Raw genomic sequence first — 16,052 nt, 5'->3', positions numbered from 1 at the left:
GTCAGCGGCGGCCGACCCCGACCCAGCTGATCCCCGCCCGGCGCAACACGTCTGGGTCGAGCAGGTTGCGGCAGTCGACCACCACGCGGCCGGCGAGCGCCCCGGCCACCGCGCCCCAGTCGAGCGACCGGAACTCGGGCCACTCGGTCAGCACCACCAGCGCATCGGCGTCCTTCGCGGCCCGCAGCGGCTCGTCGGCCACGGTGACGCAGTCGGTGACGCCCGGCACGGCCGCGGGGCAGCCCGGGTCGTAGGCCGTCAGCTCGGCGCCGCCGTCGCGCAGCAGCCGCGCGACGGCCAGCGCGGGCGAGTCGCGCAGGTCGTCGGTGCCCGCCTTGAAGGTGAGCCCGAGCAGGCCGAGCCGCTTGCCGGCGAGGTCGCCTCCGACGGCGTCGGCGATCTTGTCGACCACGATGTGGCGCTGGCGCTCGTTGGTGGCGATGCTCGCGGTGACCAGCGGCAGCTCGATCCCCGCCGCGGCCGCCACCTGCACCAGCGCGTTCGTGTCCTTCGGCAGGCAGGAGCCGCCCCACCCGGGACCGGGCTGGAGGAACGCCTGCCCGATCCGCCGGTCGTGCCCCATGCCCTCGGTGACGTCCGCGACATCGGCGCCGAGCACGTCGCACAGCTCGGCGAGCGCGTTGACGTACGACAGCTTCATCGCGAGGAAGCAGTTGGCGGCGTACTTCACCATCTCCGCGCTGGCCGCGTCGGTGAGCACCGTCGGCGCGCCGAGCCGGGAGTAGAGCGCCGCCACCCGCTCGGCGGCGTCCTGGGCGTCGCTGCCGACGACGATCCGGTCCGGGTGCAGGAAGTCGTGCACCGCGGAGCCCTCGCGCAGGAACTCGGGGTTGCTCACCACCGCGATGTCGCGCCGCTTCAGCAGCTTGCGGGTGGCCTCCGCCGTGCCGACGGGCACCGTCGACTTGTTGACGACGACGCACCCCGCCGGGAGCAGCTGCCTGATCTCGGTCGCGACCGCCCGCACCGCGGTCAGGTCGGCGGCGCCGCCCTCGCCCATCGGGGTGGGCACGCAGAGGAACACCACCTCGACCGGCTCTCCGTCGCGCCCCGCCACCGCGTCCCGCGCGCCCAGCACGAACTCGAGCCGCCCCGCCGCCTGGTTCTCGACCACCAGCTCCGGCAGGCCCGGCTCGAGGATGTCGACGACGCCCCGGCGCAGCCGCTCGACCTTCGCCTCGTCGACGTCCGCGCAGACCACGCGGTGGCCGAGCGAGGCGAGGCAGGCGCCCGTCGTGAGACCGACGTAGCCGGAACCGATCACAGCGATGCGCCGGGCGAACATGCCGGGCACGCTGCCCTGGCCGGATGACCGCCGGCTGGCCCGGCGGGGGCGCGGGGATGAAAGCTGACCTACAGGTCGGCGGCCAGCGGGACCCGCTTCACGGCGGGGGAGGTCATCCACTCCCGCAGGACCTGGGTGGCGTGGACGTCGTCGGCGTTGTAGGCGAGCAGCCGCTCCCGCTGCTGCGTGTCGGGAGGCGCGCCATCCATCCCGACGGCGTGCCGGTACCAGCGCATCGAGTTCTCCCCGCCCGCCTCCGGGTCGCGCCATGTGAAGCCTGCCGCCGGGGCGATGCGCTTGAGACCCTTGCCCTGCGCGCACAGGAACCAGTCGCTGACCACGGCGAACAGGTCGATCCAACCGGGGTGGCCGATGAACTCCTCCACCTCGGCGAGCGGCGGGATACCCGGCATCCCGGCGAACCGGGTGGCCGAAGCCAGCAGCCAGCGGTTCTCCGCCTGCTCGTTGTAGCAGTAGGCGGCGAAGCTGCGGCCGGTGGCGGCGGCCCGCGCCCGCACCGCCGACAGCCACGTCCAGAACTCGGCGAACGACCGCGCCTCGTCCTGGGTGGGCACCGGGTCCCACGTGGCGAAGGCGCGGTAGCCGTCGGGCTCGTCGCCGGGCAGCCGCCCGCTCGGGTGGCGCAGCAGGGCGCCCCAGAGGTAGGCGCCCGCCTCGCCGAAGCTCTCCATGTCGACGTCGACCTCGATGTCGGCCCGCGGCACCTCGACCTCGGCCACCCGCCGCACCACCGCGAGCCCGCGCATGCGCGCGCGTGCGAGCGCGACGAGGTCGGCGAACGGCAACCCCGGCACCTCCACCGGGGGCTCCGCGACGGGGTCGAGCGCCGCGAGCTCCGCGACGGTGGCCACCCCGACCTCGCGCAGCATCCCGGCGAGCTCCCCGCGGACCACGAGGCTGACGTCCTCGGCCCGCTCCAGCTCGGCCTCGCAGGTGGGCCACCACGGGCAGCGCCTGCACTCCGTGACGCGCGACGGCTCCGCGAGCGCGGGCGCACCGGTGGCGGCCGCCGTGGCGACGGCCACGCGGTCGGCGAACCGGGCGTCGTACTCGGCGAGGGTGGAACGGGCGCCCGGCCAGTGGCCCGCGCGCAGGTCGTGCCACACCACGACGTCGGCGTCGAGCCCGATGACCCCGCCGTGGTCGCCGTGCCTCAGCCGGGAGTCGGCCGCCCAGCCCGCGGCGTGCAGCATGCGGTTGAGGTGGGCGAGCCGCAGCAGGTCACGGGGCTGGGAGCGCACCTTGCGCTCCTGGTCGACGGCGGCCCGCTGGGGCCACGGGGCCTCCAGCGGCGCCGTGAGCGCGCCGGTGCCCGGATCGGTGATGCGGTGGCGCACGACGATGACCGGGACGTAGCCGCCCCCCGGCACCCGGACGAGCAGCTCCGCGTGCCCCCTGCGCCCCGCCGCGCGATCGGTGGGCAGCGCGGCCCTCCAGATGAGCCGGGCGCCCGATGCGACGGCCCTGGCCGTGGCCGCGACCCGCTCGGCAGCGGGGAGCGCCGCCGGCACCTCGCACCACTCACCGGCGAGCGCCGCGGCCAGCCGGGCCCCGAGCTCCTCGCGGTGGGTGGCGGCGTCGGCCCTGCGCTGCTCCAGCGCCGGATCCGGCATCGCCCGAGGCGCCGACGCAGCATCCGGGTCGTGGTCGAGGTGGACGCGTCGACGGCAGCGCGTGGTGGCGGCGGCGTCGAGCACCGGCCCGCCGGCGGGCTCCACCGCGGTGAACAGGTTCTCGATCGCCGTCACATCCGAAAGGGTAATGACAGGTGCCGACAGTCCGGCGCGGATCGCCCGTCACCAGATCGGTGCGCGCCGCAGTTCCACCTGCGGAGTGGCCCGGCACTAGGCTCGGAGATCACCAGGAGCGGGCACCAGGAGGGCGAGCGGATGGGGCTGCTGCGAGGCCGGTCGGCGCCCGAGGCGGGCGAGGCCATCGAGAGCGCGGTCCGTCGGGCCCGCAAACCGCTCACGGCGGCGCGGGCGAAACGCATGATCGGCGTGAGCAAGGCCGTCGCCCCGCTCCTCGCGCCGTACGCGCTCGCCGCCGCCGCCGTCGCACGCACCCGCTGGGACGCCTACCGGGCCGCACGGCTCGGCGTGGAACCCGGCCAGCTCGGCGCGTACGCCGGGCGCGGCGGCGCGCTGCACGCCCGGCTCTCGCGGATGGCGGAGGCGCTCGACCGGCTCGACTCCGGCGCCGAGGCGCACGGCACGGGCGCGGCTCGCCGGTTCGCCGTCGACACCCGCCCGCGGCTGGCCGACCTGGCCGTGGCCGTGCGCGCCGCCGAGCAGATGCCGACCCCGCGCCGCCGCACGGCCTACCGCGCCATCGGCGCCGAGCTGGACCGGCTCGAGATCGCCCTGCTCCACCACCTCGGGGTCCAGGGATAGCCCTTCCTCTCCGCTGAACGGGTGCGCTGGCTGCACCACCCGCGCTGCGGCTACCGTCGTGCCCCGTGAGGCGCGGTCCGGGCGGTGGTGTGCTCCGGGGTGCCGTCCTGGCCGGGTTGAGCGCGTTGCTCGCGGCCGCCGGGCACGCAGCGGCCGGGGGCACGCTCCCCGACCTGGCGGTGCTCGTACCGGTGCTGCCCCTGCTCGCCTGGACCTTCACCGGCGCCGCGAGCCGCTGCCAGGGGCTGGTGGGCACGCTCGCGGTGCTCGCGGTGGGGCAGTTCGTCCTGCACAACGCGATCGAGCTGCTGCACCCGTCCCACGCGGGCCCGTCGATGCTCACCGTGCACGCCGCGGCCACGGTGGTCACGGCGCTCGCCGTGCGCCACGCCGACCGCGGTGCCGCCGCGCTGACGGCGGCGCTCGGGCGGGTCCTGCCGCGCAGGCTCGTGCCGCCCCCGGCCGACCGGCCGCTCCGGACGCTCGCGGTGCCGGGGCCCGCGCTCCCCGGGCGGCTCGCCCGTGCGTTCGCCGTCGCCCACGCCCGGCGTGGCCCTCCGGTGGCGTGCTGACTCCCGAGTCCGCACGTCCTCGACGACCAACCGGAGACCGTCCATGCCCTCGTCCACCCACCGGGGCGCGCTGCGCGTCGGCACCGTCACCCTGCTCGCCGGGCTCGCGTTGCTGCTCGGCGCGGCACCGGCGCTCGCGCACACCCGCCTCCAGAGCAGCGACCCGACCGACGGCGCAAGCCTCGACGCCGCCCCGAGGCACGTATCGCTGACCTTCAACGAGGAGATGTCGCCCGAGTTCAGCACGATCACGGTCGTCGGGCCGGACGGCGCCCGCTACGAGACCGGTCAGGTCGGCGCAGAGGGCGGCACGGTCAGCACGGCCGTGCTCCCGCTCGGCCCCGCGGGCCAGTACAAGATCGGCTACCGGGTGGTGTCGGCGGACGGTCACCCGGTCGCGGGCGAGGTCTCGTTCACGCTCACCACCGCGGGGCAGGCGGCCACCGCGCCCGCCCCCGCGACGTCAGCACCCGCCGCAGCCCCGGCCGCGGCACCGGCGGCCGCCGCACCGGCCGACAGCGAAGGCGGCTCCCCGGTGTGGCCGTGGATCGTCGGGGCCGTCGTCCTCGTCGGCGGCGGGGTCGTCGCGGCGCTGCGGCTGGGCCGCGGATGACAGCACCGACCGCGGGCCCGCGCTCCCTCGACCGGCTGCGTCCGGTCGGGTGGGCCGGACTCGCGGTCGGCGCCGCGCTGGTGGCGAGCGTGCTCACCGGCGCGCTCGCGAACACGACGCTCCCGGTGCTGGTCGGGACGTCGGTCACCCGGTCCGGGATGAACGTCGCCGGCGTCGCGTGCGTCGGGTTCACGCTGCTCGCCCTGCTGCTCCCACCGGCCCGCCACGTGCCCGGTTCCGCGCTGCGCACCCTGGAGCGGGTGCGGGCCACCGCGGACCGCGCGCTGGTCGCCGTGGCGGGGACGTGGCTGGTGCTCGTCCTGGTCGGCATCATGTTCCGCACGGCCGACGCGTTCGGCAGGCCGCTCGGGCAGCTGGCGGCGGGCGAGATCGGCAGCTTCATCACGGAGCTGGCCGGTGGGCGCGGGCTGGCGCTCACAGCGGTCTGCACCGCGGCGCTCCTCGTGTGCGCGGCGCTGCGGCTGCGTGACCGCGCGCTCGTGCAGGCCCGCGTTCCGCTGGTGGCCGCGCTGCTCGGACTCGTCACGCCCGCGGTCACCGGGCACGCGGGCACCCACCCCGACCACCAGCTCGCGATCATGTCGATCGGCGTGCACGTGGTCGGGGCAGCGCTCTGGGTGGGCGGACTCGCGGTCGTGCTCGCGCTCGTGGCACGCCACCGCGCCCTGCTCGACCCGGTGCTGCCGCGGTTCTCGCGGCTCGCCGGCTGGTGCATCGCCGCCGTCACCATCACCGGGCTGCTCACCGCGGTGATCCGGCTCGGGACGTGGGACGCGATCCTCGGCACGCGTTACGGCGTCCTGGTGCTGACGAAGATCGCATGCCTCGTGCTGCTCGGGCTACTCGGCGGGCTCGCCCGGCGCAGGCTCGCCGCCGGGCGTACCCCGGTGCTGAGGTGGGCCGGTTACGAGGTGGCGCTCATGGCCGCCACGATCGGCATCGCGGCCGCGCTCTCCCAGTCGGCCTAGCCCCGGTCCGCCTAGCCCCGGTACGCCTCGAGCAGGCGCAGCCACACCTCGCTCATCGTCGGGAACGCCGGCACGGCGTGCCAGAGGCGGTCGAGCGGCACCTCGCCGACGATCGCGATCGTGGCGGCGTGGATCATCTCAGCCACGTCCTGACCGACGAATGTCACGCCGACGAGAACCCCGCGCGTGGTGTCGACCACCATTCGCGCGGCACCGTCGTACCCGTCGGCCTGCAGTGACGACCCGGCGACCGCGATCGGGATGTCGACGACGCGGACGTCGATGCCCGCGGCACGCGCCTGCGCCTCGGTGCGGCCGGCCGCCGCCACCTCGGGGTCGGTGAACACCACCTGCGGGACCGCGCTGTGGTCGGCGGTCGCGACGTGCGCGCCCCACGGCCGGGTGTCGAGCTCCTCGCCGATCGCGCGGGCCGCGATCGCCGCCCCGACGATCCGCCCGGCGTACTTGCCCTGGTGGGTGAGCAGCGCGCGGCCGGTGACGTCGCCCGCGGCGTACAGCCACTCCCCGGTCACGCCCTCGACCAGGCCGGTGTCGTCCACGGTGAGCGGCTTGCCGGGCTCGAGGCCCACCGCGTCCACCCCGATCGAGGAGGTGTTGGGCCGTCGCCCGGTGGCCACGAGCAGCTCGTCGACGACGACGGGGCCGTCGCTCGTGCGGAGCTCGATCTGGTCGCCTGCCGGGGCGACCGAGTCGAGCCGGTGCTCCAGCCGGACGTCGACGCCCTCCTCCCGGAGCGCCGCGGCCACCCGCTCGCCGGCGAACGGCTCCATCGCGGGCAGCAGCCGCGGCCCGCGCTGCAGGAGCACGACCTCCGAGCCGAGCCTGCGGAACGCCTGCGCCATCTCGCAGCCGACCACGCCACCGCCCAGCACGGCGAGCCGGGCCGGGACCTCCTTGGCCGAGGTGGCGGCGCGCGAGCCCCACGTCCGCACGGTGTCGAGACCCGGAACGGGCGGAGTTGCGGGCACGCTGCCCGTGCACACGACGACGGCGCGCCGGGCGACCACCGTCTCGCGGCCGGCCGGCCCGTCGACCTCGACCGCGCGTTCGCCGACGAGCCGGCCCAGCCCGCGCAGCACCCGGATGCCGGCGCCGGTGGCCCACTGCACCTGGCTGTCGTCGTCCCAGTCGTGGGTGAACGAGTCGCGGCGCGCCAGCACGGCCGCCGGGTCGAACTCGGCCGTCGTGCCCGGCAGCCTGCGCAGCGCTGCCACCGCGTGCCCGGTGCGCAACAGCGCCTTCGACGGGATGCACGCCCAGAACGAGCACTCGCCGCCGAGCAGCTCCGACTCGACGATCAGCGCCGAGAGCCCGGCGCGGACGGCGTAGTCGGCTGCGTTCTCGCCCACCGGCCCTCCGCCGAGGACGATGACGTCGACCTCGGTCATCAGGACACCCCTGCCACGGCCTCGAGCACGTCGCTCTCCCCTTCGCGCAGTTCCAGGATCTTGCCGGCGCTGCCCCACGAGTCCAGCAGCGCGACGAGCACAGCTGCCGTGTCGTCGCGGGTGACACTGCCGAGCGGCACCGGCGGAGGGGCGAGCAGCACCTTCCCGACACCCGGGTCGTCGGTCAGCGAACCCGGACGCAGGATCGTCCAGTCGAGGTGGTCGGCGGCCTGGATCGCCTCCTCGGCGGCCTTCTTCGCCGCGATGTAGGCCGCCCAGACCTCACCCCGTTCCGGCGCAGGCGGCTCGTCGACGCCCGGCGAGGACACCAGCAGGTAGCGCCGGACGCCCGCGATCCGAGCCGCGTCGGCGAGCAGCACGGCGGCCGCCCGGTCGACGGTGTCCTTGCGGGCCACCCCGCTACCCGGTCCGGCACCCGCCGCGAACACGACGGCGTCGGCACCCTCCAGCACGGCCGCCAGCTCGTCGGCGGCCGCCGTCTCCATGTCGAGCACCACCGGCGTTGCGCCCACCCGTTCGAGGTCGGGGACGTGGTCCGGGTTGCGCACCAACCCGGTGACGACGTCCGCTCGGCCGGCCAGCAGCGCGGCCAGCCGCAAGCCGATCTTCCCGTGTCCTCCTGCGATCACCACGTGCACGAGCCGGACGGTAGTCCCGTCAGCGGTTCGGCCGCAGCGTCCACACGACGGTCATGCGGGTGGTGTCCCGGCCGTCGCCGTCGGTGATCGTGACGTCGATGCCGAACTCCGGCCGCGCACCGGCCTCCAGCTCGGCGACGACCTCCTCGGCCGGCCTGCCCAGCTCGGCGACCGCCGTGAGCGGTCCCCGGGCGATGCGCTGGTAGGCGATCTCGGACCGGACGGGCAGCGGCGTGGCCCGCTCCATCGTCGAACCGAACGCGGCCAGCGTGACGGCGCCGGTGGCGGTCTCGCCGACGCCGAAGATCATCGCGGCGTGCGGGCCGCCCACGTGGTTGCGCAGCGCGGGGTCGTCGGGCAGGCGCAGGACCGCCCGCTGGGGCGTGACCTCCACGAACTCGATCCCGACCGCCGCGACCCACGGCACGGTCTGCTGCATCGCGGCGCCGACCCAACTCAGCTCTGTCGTCACAACCGCCGATGCTACTGGCCAGTAACCAGGTGTGGGTGGATCGCGGGCCGACTCCTGTCAGACCGGGCCGCGCCCGTACGTCAGCCGCCGCAGCAGCAACTCGGCAGGCCCGCGACGGGAACGGCGTTGCATGGCGTACGCCGCCACCACCGACACCAGCCACACGGCGATCGCGGACCCGGCGGCGGCGAACGTCGGACTGGTCGCCGAGCCGGCCAGGTCGAGCGCGAACGGCCAGGCGAGTACCGCCCACGCCACCGACTGGAACAGGTAGCCCGAGAGCGAACGCTGCCCGAGCGCGGTGAGCGCACCCACGACGACGTTCTCGCGCGGTGCCGCCATCGCCTTGCCGAGCGCGTGCGACAGCAGGCCGAACACGGCGACGTAACCGACGCCGCCGAACGTTCCCGACACCTCGTACAGCAGCTTCACCCACGGCGCAGCCGCGCTGCCGACCTCGTAGACGCCTGCGCTGAACAACCCCATCGGCAGGCCGCCCGCGACCGCGAGACCGATGCCACCGACGGCGGCGACGCGCAGCAGCCGCAGGTGGCGCGCCGGCTCCTCGAGGATCCGCTTGCGGGCCGCCCATGCGCCGATCCACACGACGAAGACGAGCCCGGTGATGGTGAGCGTGTGCACCGGCCACTCGTGGAGCCGGGTGAGCAGCGATGCGAGGTAGTCGGGCCGGCTGAACGCGCCGTCCGGGCTGGTCGGGACCTGTGCCGCCGGCCCGCCGGATCCGCTCGTCAACGCGATCACCACGGGGAGCACGACCACGTACACGCCGACGAGCGCGAGGTACCAGGGCGCGAGCCGGTGCACCCGGTCGCTCCGGCGCAGCAGGAGCAGGGTGAACGCGATGCCGATGATGCCGTACCCGCCGAGGAAGTCGCCTGCGAAGAGGAGCACACCGTGCACGGCGCCGAAGGCGAGCAGCCAGGCGTTCCTCCTGAGCAGCACCGAGCAGGCGGCACGCGGATCCCCTGCGGCAGCGTCCTGCCTGCGGGCCAGCTGCACCAGGCCGTAGCCGAACATGATCGCGAACATCGGGTACGCCCGCGCGTGCACGAAGGCGAACATGAACACGTTGTAGGCGCGCTCCGCGCCGTGGGGCGTGGTGTCGACGCCGGGCGCGGATGCGAAGAACGCGCCGGCCGCGTTGGCCAGCGCGATGAACAGCAACATGGCCCCGCGAGCCAGGTCGGGCGCGAGCGCGCGCTCGGCGCCCCGCACCGGGCCTCTTGCGGCGTGCGACGAGTGGGCTCGGGAGGCGACGGACACGGCGCTCCTCGGTCGACAGGATTAGCTGATGCCATAAACTATATGAGATAAACGAAGGCGGGTTCAAGTGGTCGGGAAGACTGGGCCGATGGCTGCAGCTGAGGTGCCCCCGGCACTGGGCCGGCTCTGGCGGGTGCGCTCCGGATCAAGGCTCGGACGACCGGCTGAGCTCGACGTCGACCGGGTCGTCCGCGCAGCCGTCGAGCTCGCCGACCGCGAAGGGCTGGCCGCCGTCACGCTGTCGCGGGTGGCGAAGGAGCTCGACTGCACCACGATGGCGCTGTACCGGCACGTCGGCTCGAAGGAGGAGCTCTACCTGCTGATGAGCGACTCCGCCGCAGGTGCGCCGCCCGCCCTCGATGCGGCCGGCTGGCGCGACGGCCTGCGGCAGTGGGCACTCGCCGACCGGGCGGTGCACGGCAGGCATGCGTGGCTGGCCCGGCTGCCGGTCTCCGGCCCGCCGAGCGGGCCGAACGCGATCGCATGGCTGGATGCCGGGCTGCGGGTGCTGCGGGACACCGGGCTCGACTGGGGCGCGAAGGTCGGGGTGCTCACCGTGCTCAGCGCGTACGTCCGCAGCTCCGCGCAGATGTCCCAGGAGTTCGCCGCCGGTCGCAGCGGAACCGGTCGCGACCAGACCGAGGTGGAGCGGGACTACGGCCGGGCCCTGGCCCGGCTGGTGGACGAGGAGCGCTTCCCCGAGGCGTCGCGGCTGTTCGCCTCGGACCTGTTCGAGACCGTGCCGGAGCCGGTGGCCGCCACCTCACCGGTGGTCGACCCCGACTTCGACTTCGGCCTCGAGCTCATCCTGGCCGGCGTCGCCGCTGCGGTCGCTGCGAGCCGCTAGGTGAGCTGCTCCTCGGCGACTGTCAGCCCCAGACGTCCTCCGCGACCTGCACGATCAGCCGCAGCTTCGCCACCTGCTCCTCGAGGGTGAGGGCGTTGCCCTCGACCGTGGAGGAGAAGCCGCACTGGGGGGAGAGGCACAGCTGGTCGAGCGGCACGTACTTGGAGGCCTCGTCGATGCGGCGCTTGAGGTCGTCGGGGTCCTCCAGCTTCCCGCTCTTCGTGGTGACGAGCCCGAGCACCACCTGCTTCCCCGGCGGCACGAACCGCAGCGGCGCGAACCCGCCGGAGCGCTCGTCGTCGAACTCGCAGAAGAACCCGTCGACGTCCAGCTCGCCGAACAGCGCCTCGGCGACGAAGTCGTAACCGCCTTCGGCCGCCCACGACGAGCGGTAGTTGCCCCGGCACATGTGGGTGGTGATCCGCATGCCGTCCGGGCGGCCCGCGACCGCGTCGTTGATCTGCTTGATGTAGCGCAGGTGGGCGTGCTCCGCGTCCTCTCCCCTCGCCGCGATCTGCGCGCGCTGGGCCGGGTCGTTGAGGTAGGCGAGGCTGGTGTCGTCGAGCTGCAGGTAGCGGCACCCGAGGTCGGCCACGGCGCGCACCTGCGCCGCGTACGCGGCGGACAGGTCCGACCAGAACTCCTCGACGTCCGGGTACACCGTGCGGTCGATCATCGCCGTCCCGCCGCGGTAGTGGACCATGCTCGGCGAGGGGATCGTGAGCTTCGGCGTGGCGGTGCTGGTGAGCGAGGCCAGGAACCGGAACGCGTCGGCGAAGATCGGCTGGTCCAGCCGGACCTTCTCGCGGACGGCGAGCCCCGCGGTGACGAAAGCGTTCTCGCCCTCCGCGTTGTGCATGCTGACGCGGATCTTCTCGTCGGTCTTCGTGATGCCGCCGAGCTGGTAGATGAAGTCCATGTGCCACGAGGTGCGTCGGAACTCGCCGTCGGTGGCCGACTGCAGTCCGATCTCTTCCTGCATCGCCACCGCGTCCCGGATGGCGGCGTCCTCCTCGGCGCGCAGGCCGTCGGCGTCGAGGGTGCCTGCCGCGAACCGTTCCCTCGCGGCGAGGAGCGCGGGCGGGCGCAGGAGGCTGCCGACGTGGTCTGCGCGGAATGGCGGTTCGGTGCGTCGCTGCATCCCCGGAACGTAGCGCCGTGCGGTACCCGGCGCCCAGGTGCAGGCTGGTTGCGTGGATCACGGCGTCTTCACCTTCCTGACCGACTACGGAACCGATGGGCTCGCACTCGCCCGGGCCGTCGAGGAGCGCGGCTTCGACGGGCTGTACCTCACCGAGCACACGCACATCCCCGCGAGCCGGGAGTCGGCGTGGTCGGGCGGCTCCGAGCTGCCGCGCAGGTACTCGCACACGTACGACCCGTTCGTCGCGCTGGCCGCGATGGCGGCCGTGACCGAGCGGATCACGCTCGGGACGGCCGTCTCCCTCGTCCTCCAGCACCACCCGATCGGGCTGGCCAAGACGGTCGCGAGCCTCGACCGGATCGCGGGCGGCCGGTTCGAGCTCGGCGTCGGCCCTGGCTGGAACCGGGAGGAGATGGCCAACCACGGCGTCGACCCGCGCACGCGGACCCGCCGGATGCTGGAGCACATCGCGGCCATGCGGGAGATCTGGACCGCCGACGAGGCGGAGTTCCACGGCGAGTTCGTCGACTTCGACCCGATCTGGTCGTGGCCGAAGCCGGTGCGCACGCCGCCGGTCCTGATCGGCGGGGAGGGGTCGAGCGTCCTGGACCGGGTGCTCTCGCACGGCGACGGCTGGATGCCGCGCGGCGCTCCCGGTGATGACGTGGACGCGCTCGCCGGCCGGATCGCCGAGCTGCGCCGCCGCGCCGCCGAGGCGGGACGCGGCCACCTCACCGTCACCGTGTTCGGTGCCGTGCCGGATCGGGCGGTGCTCGAGGAGTACGCGGCCGCGGGTGTGGACCGGGTGCTCTACTCGGTGCCCGACGCGGGCGAGGACGAGGTCCTGCGCACGCTCGACGAGCTGGCCGCCCTCCGCGGCTGACCCCGCGGCGGCCGGGTACAACAGGCGACGACGTGACGACCGATCGGACGGGATCTGAGATGAACGACGACGAGCTGCACCGCCGGATCGACGAGCTGGTGGCCGAGGAGCACCGCCTGGAGCGGGCCCACGTCGGCCAGGCGCTCTCGGAGGCCGAGCAGCAGCGGATGAACGACCTGGGGGTCCAGCTGGACCGCTACTGGGACCTGCTGCGCCAGCGGGACGCCCGCCGCCGCGCCGGCCTCGACCCGGACGCCGCGCAGGAGCGGTCGGCCGATGTGGTGGAGGGCTACCGGCAGTAGGCCGTGCAGGTCACACCGGTCACCCCGGCCCGCCTCGTCGACGAGGTCGTGGAGCTGGTCGATGCCCGTCCGGGACGGGTGCGCCTCGCGCTCGACGGCCCGCCGCCCACGCACCCGCTCGCGCTCGCCGAGCGGGTGGCCGACGCGCTGCGCGCGCGTGGCCGGCTGCCCGTCGTCGTGAACGCCGACGACTTCCTGCGGCCGGCGTCGGTGCGGCTGGAGTTCGGCCGCGAGGATCCCGACGAGTTCCTCGACGGCTGGCTGGACGCGGGTGGCCTGCGCCGGGAGGTGCTGGACCCGGCTGGACCGGCCGGCTCGGGCCGGGTGCTCCCCCGCCTGTGGGACGCGGTGGCCGACCGCGCCCACCGGGACCGGTACGTCGAGCTCCCCGGCGACGGCGTGGTGCTGCTGGCGGGCGCGCTGCTGCTGGGCCGCGGCCTCCCCCTTGACGTGGCGGTGCACCTGCGGATGACACCCGCGGCGCTGACCCGCACCCTGCCGGAGGAGGACCACTGGACCCTCCCGGCGTACGCCCGCTACGCGGAGGAGCGAGCTCCGGAGTCGGAGGCGGACCTGGTGGTCCTCTCCGACCACCCCACCCGCCCCGCCCTCCGCCACTGACCCCCGACGTCGTCGTGCACGCCACGGCTCCCCACGCAAGCGCGCATAGGTGGCCCTGAGCCGAGACGAGCCCCAGGAGCGACGGACACCAGGCCCACGACCGGGTGGCACCCATCCGGCTGTCGTCCGGTTCCCCCGACCGCTCCCCGGCTACCCACTGTCGTGGACTGGACCCCGACAACAACCCATGATCGGATGAGCGCCACAAGGCGTGGCCCAGGTCCACGAGGCACGAAGGCACGAACGCAGGTCCGACGAGGAACGCTAGGCCGACCACCGATGCAGGGCCGACAATGAAGGCCAGGCGGCAACGAAAGCCAGCGGCAACGAAGGGTGACCCGATGAGATGGGGGTCCGGGGGCGAAGCCCCCGGCTGGGGGTCTGGGGGGCTAGGCCCCCCAGAGGAGAACCGATGTCCACCGAAAGGTGAGCGAGTTCCGCGAACATGCTCAGCTGGTGGGCGAGGAGGGAGTTGAACCCTCACGTCCTTACGGACACACGGACCTGAACCGTGCGCGTCTGCCATTCCGCCACTCGCCCTGGCAGAGGTGAAGTTAGCACGGGGGTGGGAGGGGGTTTTGGGCGGCCCCTGGGTCGGGGGGCGGCAGGTGGCGGACTAGCACAGATACGATCGGCACTGCCAGCAACACGCCGATGCGAACGGAGGAAGATCGGTTGGGCCGCGTCGACAGGTTCGAGCGCCGTCTCCAGGGACTGGTGGGCGACGCCTTCGCGCGGGTCTTCGGTGGCAGCGTCGTTCCCCAGGAAGTTGTGCAGGCGCTGCTCAGGGAAGCCGAGGGCAGGATCGAGGAGCTCGCGGGGGGTCGCTTGTTGGCGCCCAACCGGTTCACGGTGCTGCTCAGCCCCACTGATCTCGATCGCATGGGCGGTGACCGAGCGGAGATCGTGAACTCGCTGTCCGGCTCTGTCACCGAACAACTCGCCGACCAGGGATGGGACACCTACGGCGAGGTCGTAGTCTTCCTGGAGCGCTCCGATGCGCTGCACACGGGACAGTTCCGCACCCGCTCGACCGTGGACCCCGACGCTTCCCGCCGGGACGCCATCCGAGCACGCGACGCAGGAGAAGCACCCATGAGCCAGCAACCGGGCCACCCCGAGGAGAACGGGCAGTACGGATACGACCGTGGTGCCCCCGGCGGATACGGGCAGCAGCAGACGTACGCCCCGCCCGCCTACGACCAGCGCCAAGGGGGGTACGACCAGGCCGAACCGGGCCAGCCGGGCTACGGCCAGCAGGGCGGGTACCCGCAGCAGGGCGGCGCCGGCTACGCCGGCCCGCAGCAGGGCGGCGGGTACGACCAGGGTTACGGCGGCCAGCAGCAGGGCGGCTACGGCGGCCCGCAGCAGGGCGGCGCCGGGTACGGCGGCCAGCAGCCCGGCGGCGGGTACGACCAGGGCCAGGGCTACGGCCAGCAGGGCGGCGGCGGGTACGGCGGTCCGCAGCAGGGCGGCGGCGGCTACGACCAGGGTTACGGCGGCCAGCCGCCTGGCTACGGGCAGCCGGGTTACGGCGGCCAGCAGCCGGGTTACCCCCCTGCTCCCGGCGGCTACGACCAGGGTTACGGCGGCCAGCAGGGCGGCTACCCCCAGCAGCAGCAGTACGAGCAGGGGTACGACGGCGGGTACGACCAGGGTTACGGCGGCCAGCAGGGCGGCTACGGCGGCTACCAGCAGCAGCTGTCTGCCTCGTTGTCGCTCGACGACGGTTCGGGCCGCACGTACGACCTCACCCAGGGCAGCCACGTGATCGGGCGGGGGCAGGATTCGTCCTTCCGTCTCCCCGACACCGGCGTGTCGCGCCGCCACCTCGAGATCAACTGGGATGGTCACAGCGCGACGCTGACGGACCTCGGTTCCACCAACGGCACCACCGTCAACGGCAACCCGGTGCAGACCTGGCAGCTCAACGACGGTGACGTCATCCGGGTCGGGCACTCGAGCCTGGTCTTCCGCACGCAGTAGGCGGTGGGGGGACATCGCACGTAAGACGCAGAGAACGGAGTTCGCCGCGAGTGCCGGAGTTGGTGCTGCAGCTGACCAGGGCGGGCTTCCTCGCCCTCCTCTGGCTGTTCGTGCTGGTCGCGCTCCGGGTGGTGCGCTCTGATCTCTACGCCGCGTCCGGTCTGCGCGCGCTGGTCCCGGGTGGGAGGGCCACGGCTCGCAGGGGTCGGGGCCGCACGCCCCGTCAGCTCCTGGTGACGCAGGGGGCGCTGGCGGGCACGCGTATCACGTTGGATTCCCGGCCGATCCTGATCGGCCGGGCCGACGACTCCACGCTGGTGCTCGACGACGACTACGCGTCCACTCGCCACGCGCGGATCTCGATGCAGGGTGACGAGTGGTACGTCGAGGATCTCGGGTCGACAAACGGCACGTACCTCGACCGGGCTAAGGTCACCGGGCCGACCCGGGTCCCCCCGGGCGTCCCTGTCCGCATCGGCAAGACGGTGATCGAGCTTCGATCATGAGCCGGCGCATGCTCCACCGCCGTGCCCCGGCGCTCGTCGCCCGGG

General features: G+C 74.0%; 17 protein-coding genes and 1 tRNA gene. 10 read left to right on the top strand and 8 right to left on the bottom strand.

Going from position 1 to position 16,052, the window contains the following annotated elements:
* Window position 1 precedes the first annotated feature (1 nt).
* Window positions 2-1,306, bottom strand: a complete 1,305-nt coding sequence (locus FB388_RS37245; RefSeq protein ID WP_142107339.1) for a UDP-glucose dehydrogenase family protein — start codon at window positions 1,304-1,306, stop codon at window positions 2-4.
* A gap of 68 nt (window positions 1,307-1,374) precedes the next feature.
* Window positions 1,375-3,075 carry a TM0106 family RecB-like putative nuclease gene (locus FB388_RS37240; RefSeq protein WP_246122780.1) on the bottom strand — a complete coding sequence of 567 codons (1,701 nt, stop codon included), beginning with the start codon at window positions 3,073-3,075 and terminating at the stop codon, window positions 1,375-1,377.
* A 141-nt stretch (window positions 3,076-3,216) separates the two neighbouring features.
* On the opposite strand from FB388_RS37240, the gene FB388_RS37235 reads away from it, so the two are divergent.
* The 4 genes from FB388_RS37235 (at window position 3,217) to FB388_RS37220 (ending at window position 5,894) form a co-directional block, all read left to right on the top strand.
* Window positions 3,217-3,720, top strand: a complete 504-nt coding sequence (locus FB388_RS37235; protein WP_246122778.1) for a DUF6474 family protein — start codon at window positions 3,217-3,219, stop codon at window positions 3,718-3,720.
* Between the two features lie 65 nt (window positions 3,721-3,785).
* Window positions 3,786-4,292: a hypothetical protein gene (locus FB388_RS37230; protein WP_142107338.1), complete on the top strand. Its 507-nt coding sequence runs from the start codon at window positions 3,786-3,788 to the stop codon at window positions 4,290-4,292.
* Between the two features lie 43 nt (window positions 4,293-4,335).
* Entirely contained in the window at window positions 4,336-4,905 is a 570-nt protein-coding gene (locus tag FB388_RS37225) for a copper resistance CopC family protein (protein ID WP_142107337.1), read from the top strand.
* A complete protein-coding gene (locus tag FB388_RS37220) occupies window positions 4,902-5,894 on the top strand; it encodes a copper resistance D family protein (RefSeq protein WP_142107336.1) in 993 nt (330 codons plus the stop codon). The genes FB388_RS37225 and FB388_RS37220 overlap by 4 nt, the downstream gene beginning before the upstream one ends.
* A gap of 11 nt (window positions 5,895-5,905) precedes the next feature.
* Here FB388_RS37220 and FB388_RS37215 read toward each other — a convergent pair whose 3' ends face one another.
* Genes FB388_RS37215 through FB388_RS37200 form a run of 4 tightly spaced genes read right to left on the bottom strand, consistent with a single transcriptional unit; the run spans window position 5,906 to window position 9,718 of the window.
* A complete protein-coding gene (locus tag FB388_RS37215) occupies window positions 5,906-7,303 on the bottom strand; it encodes a dihydrolipoyl dehydrogenase family protein (RefSeq protein WP_142107335.1) in 1,398 nt (465 codons plus the stop codon).
* On the bottom strand, window positions 7,303-7,962 hold the full coding sequence (locus FB388_RS37210) for an NAD(P)H-binding protein (protein WP_142107334.1): 660 nt from the start codon (window positions 7,960-7,962) through the stop codon (window positions 7,303-7,305). The genes FB388_RS37215 and FB388_RS37210 overlap by 1 nt, the downstream gene beginning before the upstream one ends.
* A 19-nt stretch (window positions 7,963-7,981) precedes the next feature.
* Complete coding sequence (locus FB388_RS37205) at window positions 7,982-8,434, bottom strand: DUF4442 domain-containing protein (protein ID WP_211362454.1); 453 nt, start codon at window positions 8,432-8,434, stop codon at window positions 7,982-7,984.
* Window positions 8,435-8,491: 57 nt separating this feature from the next.
* A complete protein-coding gene (locus FB388_RS37200) occupies window positions 8,492-9,718 on the bottom strand; it encodes a DUF418 domain-containing protein (RefSeq protein WP_246122776.1) in 1,227 nt (408 codons plus the stop codon).
* Between the two features lie 88 nt (window positions 9,719-9,806).
* On the opposite strand from FB388_RS37200, the gene FB388_RS37195 reads away from it, so the two are divergent.
* A complete protein-coding gene (locus FB388_RS37195; protein WP_211362453.1) occupies window positions 9,807-10,565 on the top strand; it encodes a TetR/AcrR family transcriptional regulator in 759 nt (252 codons plus the stop codon).
* 22 nt (window positions 10,566-10,587) lie between these two features.
* Here FB388_RS37195 and FB388_RS37190 read toward each other — a convergent pair whose 3' ends face one another.
* Entirely contained in the window at window positions 10,588-11,706 is a 1,119-nt protein-coding gene (locus tag FB388_RS37190) for a 5-methyltetrahydropteroyltriglutamate--homocysteine S-methyltransferase (protein WP_142107333.1), read from the bottom strand.
* A 52-nt stretch (window positions 11,707-11,758) separates the two neighbouring features.
* On the opposite strand from FB388_RS37190, the gene FB388_RS37185 reads away from it, so the two are divergent.
* From FB388_RS37185 to FB388_RS37175, 3 genes are read left to right on the top strand one after another with little or no spacing between them, the layout of a single operon-like run.
* A complete protein-coding gene (locus FB388_RS37185; protein WP_142107332.1) occupies window positions 11,759-12,592 on the top strand; it encodes an LLM class F420-dependent oxidoreductase in 834 nt (277 codons plus the stop codon).
* A 59-nt stretch (window positions 12,593-12,651) separates the two neighbouring features.
* A complete protein-coding gene (locus FB388_RS37180) occupies window positions 12,652-12,894 on the top strand; it encodes a DUF2630 family protein (RefSeq protein WP_142107331.1) in 243 nt (80 codons plus the stop codon).
* 3 nt (window positions 12,895-12,897) lie between these two features.
* Entirely contained in the window at window positions 12,898-13,515 is a 618-nt protein-coding gene (locus tag FB388_RS37175) for a nucleoside/nucleotide kinase family protein (RefSeq protein ID WP_142107330.1), read from the top strand.
* A 454-nt stretch (window positions 13,516-13,969) separates the two neighbouring features.
* On the opposite strand, the gene FB388_RS37170 is transcribed toward FB388_RS37175, so the two are convergent.
* A tRNA-Leu gene (locus FB388_RS37170) sits at window positions 13,970-14,055 on the bottom strand.
* 135 nt (window positions 14,056-14,190) lie between these two features.
* Here FB388_RS37170 and FB388_RS37165 point away from each other — a divergent pair.
* Together FB388_RS37165 and FB388_RS37160 are read left to right on the top strand one after the other, a co-directional pair.
* Window positions 14,191-15,501 (top strand): FHA domain-containing protein, encoded by a 1,311-nt coding sequence (locus FB388_RS37165; protein ID WP_142107329.1) that lies wholly within the window; start codon window positions 14,191-14,193, stop codon window positions 15,499-15,501.
* A gap of 50 nt (window positions 15,502-15,551) precedes the next feature.
* A complete protein-coding gene (locus tag FB388_RS37160) occupies window positions 15,552-16,007 on the top strand; it encodes an FHA domain-containing protein FhaB/FipA (RefSeq protein WP_142107328.1) in 456 nt (151 codons plus the stop codon).
* Window positions 16,008-16,052 lie beyond the last annotated feature (45 nt).

This window comes from Pseudonocardia cypriaca, from assembly GCF_006717045.1.
Classification (GTDB): domain Bacteria; phylum Actinomycetota; class Actinomycetes; order Mycobacteriales; family Pseudonocardiaceae; genus Pseudonocardia; species Pseudonocardia cypriaca.
This window is presented reverse-complemented; position numbering and strand designations above follow the sequence as displayed.

What these genes read in the sequence shown, in the direction of transcription:
- FB388_RS37245 (WP_142107339.1), bottom strand. Translation starts at nt 1,306, where the DNA reads ATGTTCGCCCGGCGCATCGCTGTGATCGGTTCCGGCTACGTCGGTCTC.
- FB388_RS37235 (WP_246122778.1), top strand. Translation starts at nt 3,217, where the DNA reads ATGGGGCTGCTGCGAGGCCGGTCGGCGCCCGAGGCGGGCGAGGCCATC.
- FB388_RS37225 (WP_142107337.1), top strand. Translation starts at nt 4,336, where the DNA reads ATGCCCTCGTCCACCCACCGGGGCGCGCTGCGCGTCGGCACCGTCACC.
- FB388_RS37220 (WP_142107336.1), top strand. Translation starts at nt 4,902, where the DNA reads ATGACAGCACCGACCGCGGGCCCGCGCTCCCTCGACCGGCTGCGTCCG.
- FB388_RS37215 (WP_142107335.1), bottom strand. Translation starts at nt 7,303, where the DNA reads ATGACCGAGGTCGACGTCATCGTCCTCGGCGGAGGGCCGGTGGGCGAG.
- FB388_RS37195 (WP_211362453.1), top strand. Translation starts at nt 9,807, where the DNA reads ATGGCTGCAGCTGAGGTGCCCCCGGCACTGGGCCGGCTCTGGCGGGTG.
- FB388_RS37190 (WP_142107333.1), bottom strand. Translation starts at nt 11,706, where the DNA reads ATGCAGCGACGCACCGAACCGCCATTCCGCGCAGACCACGTCGGCAGC.
- FB388_RS37180 (WP_142107331.1), top strand. Translation starts at nt 12,652, where the DNA reads ATGAACGACGACGAGCTGCACCGCCGGATCGACGAGCTGGTGGCCGAG.